The sequence below is a fragment of the Salinarchaeum laminariae genome, assembly GCF_023204835.1.
GTDB classification, from domain to species: Archaea; Halobacteriota; Halobacteria; order Halobacteriales; family Salinarchaeaceae; genus Salinarchaeum; species Salinarchaeum laminariae.
The window spans coordinates 1,917,904-1,932,508 of the sequence record NZ_CP096270.1 but is presented as its reverse complement, the minus strand read 5'-3'; the positions used below and the strand labels follow the sequence as shown (position 1 = coordinate 1,932,508).

At 65.5% G+C, this 14,605-nt stretch carries 16 protein-coding genes; 7 read left to right on the top strand and 9 right to left on the bottom strand.

Annotation, left to right across the window (positions count from 1 at the left end; translation table 11 throughout):
• The first annotated feature begins 120 nt into the window (after positions 1-120).
• Entirely contained in the window at positions 121-654 is a 534-nt protein-coding gene (locus MXF70_RS09050; protein WP_248515297.1) for a hypothetical protein, read from the top strand.
• Between the two features lie 285 nt (positions 655-939).
• Here the strand turns inward: MXF70_RS09050 and MXF70_RS09045 are convergent, their stop codons facing one another.
• A complete protein-coding gene (locus MXF70_RS09045) occupies positions 940-2,166 on the bottom strand; it encodes a Gfo/Idh/MocA family protein (protein ID WP_248515296.1) in 1,227 nt (408 codons plus the stop codon).
• Positions 2,167-2,264: 98 nt separating this feature from the next.
• Complete coding sequence (locus MXF70_RS09040; protein WP_248515295.1) at positions 2,265-3,035, bottom strand: ChbG/HpnK family deacetylase; 771 nt, start codon at positions 3,033-3,035, stop codon at positions 2,265-2,267.
• A 114-nt stretch (positions 3,036-3,149) separates the two neighbouring features.
• Between MXF70_RS09040 and MXF70_RS09035 the strand changes: the two genes are divergently transcribed.
• The 5 genes from MXF70_RS09035 (at position 3,150) to MXF70_RS09015 (ending at position 7,986) form a co-directional block, all read left to right on the top strand.
• A complete protein-coding gene (locus MXF70_RS09035; protein ID WP_248515294.1) occupies positions 3,150-4,295 on the top strand; it encodes a Gfo/Idh/MocA family protein in 1,146 nt (381 codons plus the stop codon).
• Between the two features lie 92 nt (positions 4,296-4,387).
• Complete coding sequence (locus MXF70_RS09030; protein ID WP_248515293.1) at positions 4,388-5,116, top strand: sugar phosphate isomerase/epimerase family protein; 729 nt, start codon at positions 4,388-4,390, stop codon at positions 5,114-5,116.
• A 697-nt stretch (positions 5,117-5,813) separates the two neighbouring features.
• Positions 5,814-6,152 carry a cupin domain-containing protein gene (locus tag MXF70_RS09025; protein ID WP_248515292.1) on the top strand — a complete coding sequence of 113 codons (339 nt, stop codon included), beginning with the start codon at positions 5,814-5,816 and terminating at the stop codon, positions 6,150-6,152.
• Between the two features lie 63 nt (positions 6,153-6,215).
• Positions 6,216-7,352: a pyruvate dehydrogenase (acetyl-transferring) E1 component subunit alpha gene (gene pdhA / locus MXF70_RS09020; protein ID WP_248515291.1), complete on the top strand. Its 1,137-nt coding sequence runs from the start codon at positions 6,216-6,218 to the stop codon at positions 7,350-7,352.
• 64 nt (positions 7,353-7,416) lie between these two features.
• Entirely contained in the window at positions 7,417-7,986 is a 570-nt protein-coding gene (locus tag MXF70_RS09015; RefSeq protein ID WP_248515290.1) for an acyltransferase, read from the top strand.
• Between the two features lie 54 nt (positions 7,987-8,040).
• Here the strand turns inward: MXF70_RS09015 and MXF70_RS09010 are convergent, their stop codons facing one another.
• The 4 genes from MXF70_RS09010 to MXF70_RS08995 form a co-directional block, all read right to left on the bottom strand.
• Positions 8,041-8,838 carry a mechanosensitive ion channel domain-containing protein gene (locus MXF70_RS09010; protein ID WP_248515289.1) on the bottom strand — a complete coding sequence of 266 codons (798 nt, stop codon included), beginning with the start codon at positions 8,836-8,838 and terminating at the stop codon, positions 8,041-8,043.
• The gene (gene dacZ, locus MXF70_RS09005) at positions 8,838-9,647 is read right to left on the bottom strand and encodes a diadenylate cyclase DacZ (RefSeq protein WP_248515288.1); all 810 of its coding nucleotides are present in this window, start codon (positions 9,645-9,647) and stop codon (positions 8,838-8,840) included. Before dacZ ends, MXF70_RS09010 begins: the two co-directional genes overlap by 1 nt.
• A gap of 148 nt (positions 9,648-9,795) precedes the next feature.
• Positions 9,796-10,725, bottom strand: a complete 930-nt coding sequence (locus MXF70_RS09000) for a DUF106 domain-containing protein (RefSeq protein ID WP_248515287.1) — start codon at positions 10,723-10,725, stop codon at positions 9,796-9,798.
• A gap of 273 nt (positions 10,726-10,998) precedes the next feature.
• Positions 10,999-11,643: an adenylate kinase gene (locus MXF70_RS08995; RefSeq protein ID WP_248515286.1), complete on the bottom strand. Its 645-nt coding sequence runs from the start codon at positions 11,641-11,643 to the stop codon at positions 10,999-11,001.
• A 113-nt stretch (positions 11,644-11,756) separates the two neighbouring features.
• Here MXF70_RS08995 and MXF70_RS08990 point away from each other — a divergent pair, with 113 nt between their 5' ends.
• A complete protein-coding gene (locus MXF70_RS08990; protein ID WP_248515285.1) occupies positions 11,757-12,224 on the top strand; it encodes a DUF7975 family protein in 468 nt (155 codons plus the stop codon).
• A gap of 72 nt (positions 12,225-12,296) precedes the next feature.
• Here the strand turns inward: MXF70_RS08990 and MXF70_RS08985 are convergent, their stop codons facing one another.
• The 3 genes from MXF70_RS08985 to MXF70_RS08975 all read right to left on the bottom strand — a co-directional run bounded on the left by MXF70_RS08985 (position 12,297) and on the right by MXF70_RS08975 (position 14,528).
• Positions 12,297-12,722: a DUF6677 family protein gene (locus tag MXF70_RS08985; protein WP_248515284.1), complete on the bottom strand. Its 426-nt coding sequence runs from the start codon at positions 12,720-12,722 to the stop codon at positions 12,297-12,299.
• Positions 12,723-12,746: 24 nt separating this feature from the next.
• Positions 12,747-13,445, bottom strand: coding sequence for a type I 3-dehydroquinate dehydratase (locus tag MXF70_RS08980; protein WP_248515283.1), 699 nt, complete (start codon positions 13,443-13,445; stop codon positions 12,747-12,749).
• 117 nt (positions 13,446-13,562) lie between these two features.
• The gene (locus MXF70_RS08975; protein WP_248515282.1) at positions 13,563-14,528 is read right to left on the bottom strand and encodes a transcription initiation factor IIB; all 966 of its coding nucleotides are present in this window, start codon (positions 14,526-14,528) and stop codon (positions 13,563-13,565) included.
• Between the last annotated feature and the right edge of the window lie 77 nt (positions 14,529-14,605).

Here is a 14,605-nt window from a genome sequence, read left to right as displayed (position 1 = left end):
CGGGACGCCCACTGCGTCGCTCCTCGGGATGCTGACGGTGACGCTCGTTTGGCGCTGGCGACCGTACTTCTACGGGGACCCAGCGGAACCTATTTTTACCGCACGTGTATCGTATCTAACGTGAATCGTCGATCCCTGCTCCAGGGGCTCGCGGTCGGGTCGATCTCGGCCACCGCCGGGTGTCTCTCGTCGATAGGTCTGGGATCGAGCGACAATCAAGCCGCGACGGTGACCGACGTCGGCGTGGAAAATGCGGGAAATCTCACTGGATACGGCAATCTTCCGTGTGATATCTCCCAGGCGGAGTCGCTGGCGACGCCCGTGAGCGCTTTGCAGTTCGGTAGCGGTGGCGGCGAGCACTGGATCTATCTGATTCTCGATGCCGACGAACCGATCACCGTCGACGTCGACGTCCAGCTGGGCTCGAGCACGATCTACGAGGAGAACGTAGAGCTCGGCGAGGATCGGTACACATCCTACGAGTTCACGTCCGGCGCAACGTATTCGATCGACGTTTCCTACCGTGGCTTCAGTTCGGCGGTCGCGGTCCACGAAGACAGAATTCATACCCCGGACCGACCGTCCCTGAGCGTCTCTGGACAGACCTGCTGCCTCGATCTGAACGGTGTCGTTCACCAGGAATCCTGGCCCTGATACGCAGCGAGGTAGCATCGTTCCGCCACACGTTCTGTCACTCCAGTGGAAGGAGCGTTACTCTCGGTCCGACGAGAATTCCCCGAGAGCACGTGATGCAGAGCTTTCAACGCGAGAACGGCGACCGTGAGAACGACGACCGATACGACCGCACCGTACCGGTGGAGGGATCGATGTTCGGCGAGGTTCACCCCGAGGCTGGTGTCGCCAGGCCAAAACCATCGTCGCGCTCCCAGTGTGGGCTTCCGTACGGTCCTCTGGAATGGCTTCTCGCTCGCGGTTCGGCTACCGCGCCGGCGGTGGGACGTACGTCGACAGATCTGCTTCGCGCAGATCGACTTCCTCACCCTCCTCCGCAGCCTTGTACGCTGCCATGCAGATCCGCAGGACGCGCAGACCGTCTTCGACGTCGAGCGTGCCGTTCTCGCCGGCGCGGAACGCCTCGACGGCGTCGCGGTTCTCCGCGACGTAGCCGCCGTCGACGACGGCGCCGGCACCGATCGGCATCCGGCCGCTCGTCGCGGCCTGCTTCTCGGCCCAGCCCTCGCCGTCGCCGAGGTCGTCGGAGAAGAACACGCTCGAGGACTCGTCGTCGGTCATGACCTGCCCGGAGTACTCCGGACCGAGCAGCTCGATCGAGCGCCGGACGCCGGAGCCGACGTAACACCACGAGCCGGTGGCCTCCGAAATCAGAGGATCGCCGGCGTCGGACTCGTAGCGCACGGTCGCACGGGCGTAATCGTCGGATGGGCTTTCACCCCAGTCGACGTCGTGGGCTTCCTGTAGCTCCTCGGCGTACTCCTCACGGCCCCACTTGAGCGTCTCCGTATCCGCGGAGACCGAGACCGGTTCGAGGCCGCCGTCCTCGCTACCGGGCTTCGAGAGCAGGACGTGGTTGCCCGCAAGCGCGTGACAGAGCATGTCCGTCAGCGCGCCGCCTCCCTGGAGTTCGCCGTCCCAGAACCACGCGGAGTGGGGACCGCCGTGCTCGGCCTGCGAGCGTGCGATGTAGGGGCGGCCTGCCTCCTCGCCGCGCTGCCAGAGGAGATCCCGGAGTTTCGCGATGTCGGGCTCGAACGGCCAGTTCTCGAGATAGGCGTTCGGGATGCCCGCGGACTCGATGCGATCCGCGACGTGCGTCGCTTCCTGCATGTTTCGCGCGATGGGCTTCTCCATGGCGATGCCGTCGATCAGCGCGCCGTCTCCGCCGGCATCCTCGACGGCGTCGACCGCCGCGTCGATCACGTCGACGCGCGTGAAGTTCGGGCTGGTGACCCAGAGCCCGTCCACGTCCGGATCCTCGACGAGTGCGGCCACCTCGTTCTCGCCGTACACTGACGGATCGCCACGACCCTCCTCACGGCACGTCTCGGCGACGGCTTCGGCGTTCGATCGCGTTCGGTTCTGGATGCCTGCGACGTGAACGTCCGGGAGGTAATCGACGCTCGGAAGATGCATCTCGCGGGTGATGAACCCACAGCTGACGACGCCGATGCCGAATGAGTCCGACATAGCAGGTGACTGGGCCACGTTCGTGGATAGTTCCTCGGATCGCGGCCAGCTGGGAGCCCGATTGCCATAGCGACGATGCCTGCCGCAGGGTCGGCCAGTTAGAGTTCGTCGTACCGGATCGGATCGACGCCGGTTTCCTCGACGTACGCCAGGACGCGCTCGTCGGTGAACATCCGGCGCTGGGCGTCGCGTTCGGCCGCAATCTGGCCGGGCTCGCCGCCAGGGAGCCAGATGTCCGCCATCTCCTCGTCGTCGTACGCTGGATGGCCGACGACGATGTAGGTGCCCGGTTCGGGTTCGTCGAGGTGCTCGAGGAGCCACTCGGGCCCCTCGCCGATTCCCTCCGCACCGGGCAGTGTCGGCACACCCCACCAGTTGATCAGCCCCTCTCGCTCACAGAGATCGTCGAACGCGTCTGCGAACCACTCCGAGGCGGACTCGATGAGCATGTGCGTATCCGCGTACTCCGGCTCGAAGCCGACAGTTCGGAGTCGCTTGATCTGAGCGGTCGCCTCCGCGAGGATCTCCTCCCGGTCGGGATCGGACTCGAACAGCGCTTCGGGAGATCGGTGGAATCGCCCCTCGTCGGTGACGAGGGACGGCACGTCGTCGACGTCGAGCACAGGGCCCCACGTCGGGTCGACCCACTCCGAGGAGAGGGTGAGGTGCGCGCCGACGCAGAGACCGTCGACGCCAGCGAGCCGGGTGGCTGCGTGCTCGAGCGCCGGGGCGGGTGCCATGACGCTGACGTTCCGGAGGATCCCATCGTCGAAACACTCGCGGATCGCGTCGTTCGCACTCTCGGCGAGTCCAGCGTCGTCCGCTCGCGTGAGCAGCCGGATTCGGTCGTGGTCGGCATCCACCGTCATTACTGGCACCTTCTGTGCCGTCGTGCTAAGGCTGCCGGCCAGGACTGCGCCGTCACGGCGTAGCTCTCTGCCGGCAGGCGAGGTTTCATGTCCGTGTGCAGAGGCATCTCTAGCATGACGATCGACATCGGTATCGTCGGTGCTGGGAACAGGGGCGAAACGCACGCGGGCGAGTACGCGGACGTCGACGGCGCGGAGGTCGTCGCTGTCGCGGACGTCGACCAGGACGCCTCGGAATCGCTCGCTCAAGCCGTCGGCGGGACAGCCTACGGCGACTACAGCGAGATGCTCGACGACGCCGACCTCGATGCGGTCGACGTCTGCGTCCACAACAATCTCCACCGGCCGATCACGGTCGACGCCGCCGAGGCTGGCTGTCACGTGTTCTGTGAGAAGCCGATGGCGGCGACGTACGCGGACGCGAAGGCGATGATGGACGCGACGGAGGAGGCCGGCGTTCACCTCGGGATCCAGAACTTCGAGCTGTTCAGCGAGGAGACGCGCGCCGCGAAGACCCTCCTCGACGGCGGCGATCTCGGCGATCCCTACTTCGCCCGCGGGGTGTTCTCGCGGCGGCGCGGTCGCCCCTACATCGACGGCTACGGCACGCCCTCGTTCGTCACGAAGGACAGCGCCGGTGGCGGCCCAGTCATCGACGTCGGGACCTACGTCGTTGGGCGACTGCTCTACCTGCTCGGCAACGAATCCATCGAGCGGGTCTCCGGTGCCACCTTCGAACACACCGACGACGCCTACGACGAGGAACTGGTGGGAGACAACCGCGATGAGTACGTCGACCGCCTCGACGACTCCGGCTACGACGTAGAGGACTCCGGCATGGGCTTTGCCCGTCTCGCCGACGGATCCCTGCTCACGCTTCGGGCGGCCTGGCACATGTTCCTGCCCGACGACTCGGACGTCCTCGCCGGGACGAAAGGAGGCGTGCAGTTCGACCCCTTCGAGTTCTACACCACGACCGGCGACTACCAGGCCACCGTCTCGCTGGATCTCGAGGAGTTCGAAGGCCGGCAGGCGTTGCTCGAGGGGGACACCGGCTACGACTTCGAGCGTGGCGTCGGTCAGTACCACCACTGGATCGACACGCTCACCGGCGAGGCAGAGGAGGTCGTCCCGACCGCCGAAATCGCGTTGAACTCCATGCTCGTCATGGAGGGGATCTACCTCTCACAGGAGGCAGGACGGGAGCTCACCGCCGAGGAGATCGCCGAGCGCTCCGAGTCGGCGTCGGTCGACATCTAAGCAGCGGTCGCGTCTCTTTTCGCACTCTCGAGGTGTCGGCAAGCCGGAGGGGCAAGGAAACCGCCTTTTAGCGAGGCCGACTCCAGTGTGGTATGGCCAAGACTGCCATTCAGCTGTATACGCTGCGCGACGTCGACCTGCCCTTCGACGAACTGCTCGAAGCGGTCGCCGACGCAGGGTTCGACGGCGTCGAGTTCGCCTATCGCGTCCCCGACGAGGATCCCGAGGCCGTACGTGCCGTACTCGACGAGACCGGCCTCGAGGCCGCCGGCGCCCACATCCACCTCGAGGACCTCGAAGACGACTTCGAGGAGACCCTCGAGTTCTACGAGACGCTCGGCGTCTCCGACTTCGTCGTCGCGTGGCTCGACGAGGAGTATTTCACCAGCCGCGAGGGGCTCGACGACGCGATCGAACGTCTCTCCGCTGCCGACGACCGCCTCGCCGAGCACGGCCACACACTCCACTACCACAATCACGATCAGGAGTACTCCGACTTCGACGGCGAGCCCGGCTTCTTCACCTTCATCGACGAGAGCGAGTTCGGCCTCGAACTCGATCTCGGGTTCGTCCTGCTGGGCGGCGACGATCCCGCGGAGCGCCTCCGCGCCGTCGGCGACCGCTGCAGTCTCGCCCACGTCAAGGACGTGGACGTCGACGCGGGCCACTCCGTCCCCGTAGGATCCGGAGACGTCGACATCGAGGCAGCCGCGGAAGCGTTCGGCGACATCGGCGGAGAGTGGCTGATCTACGAGTACGAGGGCGACGATCCGCTCGCCTCCCTCGAGGACGCCAGTGCGACGATGCGCGATCTGGTGTAAGCCGGTCGAGTACGGATCGTCGTTTAGATGCGGATTTTTTGTGCGCTCGATTCGGTAGCTCTTGCTCGACTGGACTACTAGGTATTGCAGTGGCCGAGCACAGAGTGACATGGAGAGCAACAGCTTGGAAGCCCCCTCCCGCTCGCGCCCGCTCGCTCGCTGCGCGCGGCCTCGCTACGCTCGGCCGTGCTTTCGTCGCGAGCGAACGCGAGCGGTCACCGGGAGACCGGAGGTCTCCCGAGCAGACGGACGTAGTCCGTCAACGGCCCCTTCCAGTCCCACCCGGTGGATGTGAGGAGAGTCTTCACCCCCGGTGGATCGCGCCGGGGAGCGGTAGCCGGCGGTCTGTCCCGAGTGCAACGCACGCTCGAGCATCCGCCGCGCTTCGCTCCCCGTAGAGGCGTCCCGGGTGGGACTTCGGAAGGGGCCGACTGCTCCGGGAAGCACGACGACCTAAGCACCGCAGGCCGAAGGCCGAGGAGCGCAGCGAGTCGCGCGAGCGGAGCAGGAGGGGGCTGTCGCGGGCCACGCCCGCGACGTCGGGAGACCGAAGGTCTCCCGGAATCCGGGGGCGGTCTGCTGTGCTGTTCCACCTACCCAGAGCTGCAATACCTAGTAGTCGAGTGTCACACCGGAGGCACGCACCGAGTATCAGCAACTGCCGCAGATTTATCGCAGCGGGCGACCCATTCCGCGTATGGACGTCGAATCCTTCGATGAAGCCGAGACCACGGAGGCAGTCGAGGGCGTGCATCTGTCACTCCTCGCGGGAGCAGATCGGATGAACGTGCAGGGTTTCGCGATCGAGCCGGGGGCAGTCGTCCCCGAACACAGCCACGACAACGAACAGACCGGCGTCGTTTACGAGGGGGAACTGACCTTCGTCGTGGACGGCGAGGAGCTTGTCGTCGGCGAGGGAGACACGTACGCGATCCCGGCGAACGAGCCCCACGCGGCCGAGAATCGGGGCGAGACGACGGTTCGAGGGATCGACACGTTCAGCCCGCCGCGGACCAACCCGAACTGGGAGGAGTAGGGGTCGACTCGACGAACTCGGTTGGACCCCGACGCCTATTTCCCCTCGGCCCCAGGGAGAACCATGGACGCAGCGGCGCTGCTCGATCGGCCGTACGACGACCCGGTCTCGCTCCTCTCGCCGGACGGCGAACTCGCCGACGGGTACGAGCCGTCGCTCTCCGACGCGGAGCTCGTCACGCTCTACGCCGACATGCGGCTCTACCGACGGTTCGACGAGCGAGCAGTCAGTCTCCAGCGCCAAGGTCGGATCGGGACGTACCCGCCACTGGCCGGACAGGAAGCCGCGCAGGTGGGAACAACCTACGCCTTCGCGCCCGAGGACTGGATGCTCTATCAGTACCGCGAGCACGGTGCAGCCCTCTCCCGGGGAGTCGTCGGTGGGTACCTGCAGTACTGGATGGGCCACGAGGCCGGGAACGAAGCGCTCGCGGACGCGAACGTCTTCCCGCTGAACATCTCGATCGGCTCGCAGGTCCCCCACGCCGCGGGGCTGGGCATGGCGATCGACTACGAGGACGACGACGCCGTCGTCTGCTGCCAGTTCGGCGACGGCGCGACGAGCGAAGGCGACGTGCACGAGGGAATGAACTTCGCGGGGGTGTTCGACGCGCCGGTGGTGTTCGTTTGCAACAACAATCAGTGGGCGATCTCGGTCCCGAGGGAGCAACAGACCGCGAGCGCGACGATCAGCCAGAAGGCCGAGGCCTACGGCTTCCGTGGGATCCAGGTCGACGGAATGGACCCGCTGGCAGTGTACGAAACGACCGTGGCCGCCGCGAACCAGGCGCGGGAGCCAGACGCAGCACTCGCAGACGAGACGGTCGGACGGGCGACGAAGCCGACGCTGATCGAGACGCTGACCTACCGCTACGGCGCGCACACGACCGCCGACGACCCCACCGCCTATCGCGACGAGGCCGAGGTCGAGGCCTGGAAGGAGCGGGATCCGATCGACCGGATGGAAACGTTTCTGCGCGCGACCGATCGGCTCGACGACGAGCGAATCGAGGCGATCGAGGAGCGCGTGGAGACGACGGTCGCCGAGGCGATCGCCGAGGCCGAGGCCGTCGACGCCGATCCCGCCTCGATGTTCGCATACGTCCACGAGGAGCAGCCCCAGCGAGTGGCTACCCAGCAAGCCGAACTGGAAGGCCTCCGAGAGCGCCACGGCGACGACGCACTGACGCGCGACGAGTGAGCACCGAGCACGCTCCCGATTACCAGGGGAAACCCACTATACCCTCCCACGCGAACGGCCGAGCGTGAGCGACGACGAGGACGGACGCCGACACCACGAACTCTCGCGCCACCCGACGACGGGGCCCCGCAACTCGTTACGGCACTGGCCCGACGCGAAGCATCCGCTGCGGATCGTGCTCAACTACGTCGTCATCGTCTGCTGTCGGATCTCCCCGAGCCTGCGTCTGAAGAACTGGCTGCTCAGACGGATCGGCGTGGACGTTGGAACTGGCGCCGCGTGGGGGCTCGAGTCGACGCCGGACGTGTTCTGGCCGGAGCTCGTCACCGTCGGCGAAGACGCGATCGTCGGATACGACGCCACAATCCTCTGTCACGAGTTTCTCCAGGAGGAGTATCGCACTGGCGAGGTGGTCGTCGGCGACCGGGCGATGATCGGTGCCGGGGCCATCGTCCTCCCCGGGGTCGAGATCGGTGCGGACGCCCAGATCGCCGCGAACTCGCTCGTGGCCGAGGACGTTCCGGCAGACACGACGGTCGCCGGCGTCCCCGCAAAACCACTCGATTCCGCAGCCGCGAGTGGCTCTTCGGACGAGAGCGCCGCTACAGAGGCGAATAGCTCCACTGAAGAGTAACGTTGCAGCGAACTGACAGAAAGGCGGCCGGTATGCGCCTGAATCCACCGCCACTCAGTTTCGCTCTCGCCGGACGCCGTGCTCGAAGACCTGGCCGTTGGGCACGACGTACTCCGCCTCGTCGTCCTCGAGATGCGTGACGAGGACGCCGACCTCCTGAACGACCCCCTCGCGGTCGCCGATCGTCACGCGATCGCCGATGCCGTAGGGCTCGCGCAGAAGCAGGTAGATTCCGGCAGCAGCAGAAGAGAGCAGGTCCTTCGTGGCGGCCACGGCGACGATGACGGCGGCGAGCACGTAGATCGCCAGCAGGACGAGCAGTGCCATCGTCGCGATACCGAGCTGTCCGAGCGCGATCAGGAAGGCGACGTAGATGACGGTGTACTTGACGACGCGGGGGAGGAGTGAAACCTCGGGCAGTTTGACGCCGCGGAGTCGTTCGCTGACGATCAGCTCTGCCTTGTCTGCGGCGACGAACCCGACGACGACGACCATGAACGCGATGAAAACGTTCGGGATGAAGACGACGATTCGCTGCCAGATCCAGTCGGTGTCGGCGGGACGGAAGGCGTAGATCGCGGTGAGCACGGTCACGCCGTAGACGAACCAGGAGAGCATCCGGGAGACGATCGAGACCGTCGACGTCCCGAGACTCTGCGCGGTCCGTTCGAAGGCCGTACCTTCGACGGATTGGGGCACCCCAGCCGCCTCGAGCACGCTCTTGCTCACGCGCCCCAGCAGGTAGCCGAGAACGACGCCGACCAGCACGATCATGCTGATCAGGAGGATCGGCCAGTCGAGGAGCCACTCCGGAAGCTGCTCGGTGTCGGGAAGCTGCGCCAACGCAACCATCAGTACTCCTCCGGATCCAGCTCAAGGACGAGCGACCCGCCTTTGAACGCTCGCACCATGCCGTCGCTCTCGGAGAGCACGATCGCCGTCGCTTTGGTGTCACGCGTGACCGCACCCGCGGCCATGTGCCGCGTTCCCAGCCCTTTCGGAATGTCGACGCCCTCGGCGGAGGGTTCGAGGTAGCGGTATGCCGAGACGATCTTCCCCGCGTCGGAGATGACGAACGCGCCGTCGAGGCGCGAGAACTCCTTGAGCATCACCTTCACGATCGGGTCCCCGACGTGGACGTGGCTCTTCTCGAAGGGGTTGTAGGACAGCGGCCGGGATTTGTTCATCACCTTCCCGGCGTCGCCGACGACGAACAGCGCGCCGACGGGCTGTCCCTTCTGCCCCTTCTTCCCCAACTCGATCACGAGCTCGAGCACCGAGCGGAGGACGTCCGGCTCGGCCCGGGTGTTCTCGAAGAGATCGTAGACGCCAGACGTCGAGTCGGCGTCGACGCGGACACGCGAAACCGTGTCGAGATCCTCGTCGAACACGGACGAGATGCAGGCGACGACGTCGCCATCGTCCAGTAGACCCTGCTCCAGTGCGCCTTCGATGCCGAACCGAACCCGATCGTAGACGTCCTGAAAGGCAACTGGCAGCTCGACGAACGGATCGGCGTCGAGGTCGTTCTCGCTCGCGACCACGACGACGTCGACGTCCGCGTCGACGAACTGCTCGTAGAAGGACGTGGTCGGCGAGAAGAGGAGGATACCGTCGACGTCGCCCAGCACCGTTTCGAGCAGCTCGTTCGGGTCGACCATTGGACGAACGGTCGGAGGGAGAGGGAAAAAGTGTTGTGACCGCGAGAGGCGACGGTCTCGGCCGGTACAGTGATTCGGTGCGAACGAGTCAGGACGCTGTCACAGTGGGTTGTGGGCGGTAGCGGTACGCACCCTACGGGCTCGCCGATCAGCTCGGCGAAGCCCGAATGTTCAGCGTCTTGCGGAGGATCTGCCCGAAGCCGAACGAGCAGCCGATGTACCAGACAATCCACGCGCGCATCGGGCCGAGCAGGCCGTCGTTCCAGTCGACGCCACCAGCGATGGGCAAGATCATGTCGTGACCGTTCTCAACGCCGATACCGCCCTGGCCGATCGTCCACCACAGCCAGAGGAAGACCGGGATCGTGAGCAGCATGACCCAGACCATCGGGCGGAACTGGGATTTCATCATCCCGAGCTGGTCGCCCATCATATCCATCTGCTTCTCCTGAATGCGCTCGACGGCCTCGTCGTCGCCGCGCTCTTTGGCCTCCTTGCGTTTGTCCTGGATCGCACTCATCCGCTCTTGATAGACGGACATCGTCTCCTGATCCATCAGATTCGCCATCAGGAGCGAGGAGTACAGCCCCGTGAGCAGCGCGACCGAGAAGATCACGAGATAGAACGGCAACACGTTCAGCAGTGGGCCGAGCGCGAGGTCCAGCGCTCCGCCGACCGCGTTCTGAACGGGGTCGAAGTAGTAGCCGACCATCATCATGACCGCGCCCACCGCGGCGAGCTTGTCCCACTGCGACCAGGAGGCAGCCTCCTCGGCTTCCTCGCCGATCTCCGGAATGTCCGAGAAGTCGAGATCGACGACCTCCGCGTCGGCGTCACCGTTCAGGGCCTCGTCGACGCCGTCGGGATCGGTCAGGTCGAACCCACCGTCGTCGTTACTCTCGAGGAGCCCCGTCTCGATGATGCGCCCCCACTGCCCGCTCGTGAGGTCGTCGTCGACGTCCTCCCAGGCGACGCTGCCCCCGTTGGACTGGGCCACCGAGTGGACCGTCCGGAGGGCGTCCTCCATCTCCTCGCCCTCCTGGACGAGCTGCTGTACCTTCCGCGCGGTCCGTGCCATTGCCGAAGGTTACGAGGGCGCCGTAATCAACCTTTCACATCGGGTGTCTCGGCTGTATCGGCTACGGCACGAGAAACTCGAGTGATGGAAAGTCGATCGACGGCCGTGGGTGTCTCTGCGAGAGCACGGACGGTGAGAGAGGAGGGAAAAGGAGGGAGAGATGGGGGAAGGAAGAAGATAGAGAAGAGAGAAAGAAGAGAGAAAGAAGAGAGAAAGAAGAGAGAAAGAAGAGAGAAAGAAGAAAGGAAGAAGAAAGAAATTGGGTCGAGAGCGTTATTGCGCGTCTTCGACGGCGGACTGGAGGTCCTCCCAGACCTCGTCCGGGGACTGCTCGCCGTCGATGCGCGCGAGGTCGCCCTCGTCGTCGTAGAACTCGACGACCGGGAGCGTATTCTCCTCGAAAACGCGCAGGCGCTCGCGAGCGGTCTCCTCGGTGTCGTCGTCACGCTGGATCAGCTCGCCACCACACTCATCACAGACGCCCTCTTCCTCGGGCGGAGCGTACTTGACGTGGAAGTTCGTGCCGCAGTCGTCACACACTCGGCGGCCCGTCAGTCGGTCGATCAGCTCATCGTCGGAGACGTCGAAATACGCCGCGACGTCGAGATCGGTGATCTCCGCGAGATACTCGGCCTGGTCGACGTTCCGCGGGTAGCCGTCGAGCACGAACCCGCTGCCGGAGTCCGCGGCCTCGGAGAGTGCGGCCTGGACGATCTCGTTCACGACGGGATCGGGCACGAGCTCGCCCGCCTCCATGTACTCGCGAGGCGTTCCGTGCTCGGTCTCCATGTCCTTGTTCGCACGGAGGGCGTCGCCCGTCGTGACGTGTTCGACGCCGTACGTCTCGACGAGGTTGGCGCTCTGCGTTCCTTTTCCTGCACCTGGCGGCCCGAGCAGCAGAATCTTCGGCTGACTCATACCTGATCGAAGCGCACCGGCGCCTAAAACCTTGCAGGATTCGGAACACTCCCCGTGCCGGCGCGCCAGCCGGACACCCGTGGCTTTTCGGGGGCGCTCCACCATGGAAAGCTATGACCAGATTCGACGCGGCAGCAACCGCCGAACGACGATCCCTCGTCGTAGACGTGATCGAAGCCCATCGCGAACGCGGGAGCATCTTCTGTACGGTCGAAGCAGACACGCCGCCCGACGGCCAGGTCGACGAGGGAGCGCTCGCTGAGGAGGCCGCTGAGGAAGCGGACGATGACGCAGCGGACGACGAGGAGCCCGACGCCCCCGCCTGGATCCAGTTCAGCGACGCGGAGTCACAGCTCAACCTCGACTGCACCGACGAGGAGTACGACCGGATCACCGACGTGCTCGGAACCGCCTCCGCGTTCACCATCGACGAACAGGCCTCACCTGAGGACGCCGACGGCCGCAATCTCCGGGTCACGACCTACGCCGATGCGGAGCGGATCGCTGCAGTCGTCGACCGGATATTCGTCGACGGGTTCGATTACGACGAGGACTACCGGCTCTGGGCGACAGAGATCTGACGGCCGGGAGTAAGAGAAGTGCGCGAAGTGCGAGAACTGAACGGCGAGTACCTGCAACCGACCTCCCGACAGTCACTCGCTCGACGTGGTCTCGAACCGCGTCGTACACCAGTGACAGAAGTCGAGGTCCTCGTCGAGTTCGTGCCCACAGACGGGGCAGTCCTGCGTCGACCCGCCCGCCGCTTCGCGAGCGTGGCGTACCTTGAGACCGCGCGCGATCGTGTACGCATCGACGATGCTGAAGACGAAGACGGTGACCACGACGAGGAGGCCGATGGTCGAGGCCTCCGCCGTCATAGCTTCTGACGCATCAGCGATCGACTGAGGATCCGTGATGGAGGCTTCGGATATCGGTCCCTGTGGGATCGCAAGCATCACCGTTCCGACGCCGAGTACGAACCAGAGCAACGAGCGAGCCCACTCCCGGAGATAGAGGTGGCCCAGACCGGGGTAGAGGAAGGCGAGAAGCGCCGCGAGCCAGGGGCGAGGTCGTCCCATAGGGGCGCTTGCTGACGCGATGGTTTATGCTTCCGGGTTCGGAGCGAGTTCGGTGACGAGCTCGGCGAGCGACGCCACGTCGAACTGCCCAGGCGCGGTAGCGTCAGCAGGATCGACGGGAGCGTACCCGATTCGGGAGCCGTAGATCGGCGCGACGGCGCGTGAGTGACGGCCGGGTTCGCCCATCGCCATCGTCGCGACGGGGCTGCCCTGCGCCGTGAACTCCCGGGTCACGGAGAGCAGCCGGGGCACGTCGTCGACGGACTCGGCTGTCGTGACGACCTTCCCGACGTCGCCGTGCTCCGTCGCTGCGCTCGCCAGCGAACGAAGGTCCTCGATCGACGGCGTCCGGTCGAAGTCGTGGACGGACGCGACGATCGACACGTCCTCCGGGATCCGATCGGCGATGCCTGCAGCGTCGCCGCGTCGCATCGCCTCGAGTTCCACGTCGATCGCTTCGACGGCATCGTACTCTGCGGCTGTCGCGAGCGCGTCGAGTCGGTCGGCGTCGTCCGCTGCCTCACCACCCTCCCACTCGACGCGGTTCGTCGCGATGATCGGGAGATCGGCGTCGTACGCCTCGAACGCTGCGAGCGCGTCGCCATCGGCGAGGTCCATCCGAAACTCGGCGGCGTCGGCGTGTTCGCGAGCCATCGGATGCGTGGCGTCGGCGAGGTCGGCCGTTGCAGCCGCGAGGACGAACGAGTCGAAGTCCATTGACATCAGCCACTCCGTCGAGCACAGTCAACCTTTCCACCCGCAACCGTCAGGAGAACGCCGGCTAGAGGCGGAAAATGGAGGAAAGTACAGGCCGAAAACGGAGCGCAACCGGCCGAACGATCAGGCGACGCCGAGACTCTCCTCGGCTTCGAGGAGTTCGTGATAGCGGTTCCGAATCGTGACCTCGGAGATGTCCGCAACCTCGCTGACCGCCGCCTGCGTGGTCTTCTCGTTGGTCAGGAGCGCAGCGGCGTACACTGCCGCGGCCGCGAGGCCGACCGGCGACTTGCCGCTGTGGACGCCCTTCTCCTTGGCGTTCTGGAGCAGCGAACGAGCCCGGTGCTCTGCCTCGTCGGAGAGTTCGAGTCCGGAGGCAAAGCGGGGCACGTAGCTCTCGGGGTCCGCCGGACGGACCTCGAGGCCGAGCTCGCGAACGACGTATCGGTACGTACGTGCGACCTCGTTTTTCTCCACGCGGGAGACGTCGGAAATCTCGTCGAGGCTGCGCGGGACGCCAGCCTGTCGAGCCGCGGCGTAGACGCAGGCCGTCGAGACGCCCTCGATGGATCGCCCGGGAAGGAGGTCTTCCTCGAGCGCACGTCGGTAGATGACGCTGGCTGTTTCACGGACGTTGTCCGGGAGGCCGAGCGCGGAAGCCATCCGGTCGATCTCACCGAGCGCCTGCTTGAGATTGCGCTCCTTCGAGTCGCGGGTCCGGAACCGCTCGTTCCACTTGCGGAGGCGCTGCATCTTCTCGCGCTGGCGGGCGCCGAGTGAGTTACCGTAGGCGTCCTTGTCGCGCCAGTCGATGTTCGTCGAGAGCCCCTTGTCGTGCATCGTGTTGGTCGTCGGGGCACCGACGCGGGACTTCTCGTTTTTCTCTTTGGAGTCGAACGCGCGCCACTCGGGGCCGCGATCGATCTCGTCGGTCTCGACGACCAGACCGCAGTCGTCACAGACCGTCTCTCCGTGCTCCTCGTCGTTTACGAGCAAACCCCCGCACTCTGGACAGGAGAGGTCCTCCGAAGTCTCCTCCTCGACCGTCTCCTCGTCGGCTCGCTCGCTGGCTCGTGTGCGTTCTCTCATTGCGATGGATGGTACCGGGACAGGAATCGCGACGCGCCCGGCTGTCGTCGCCTACAGCTTTTCCGAGAATGCCGTAT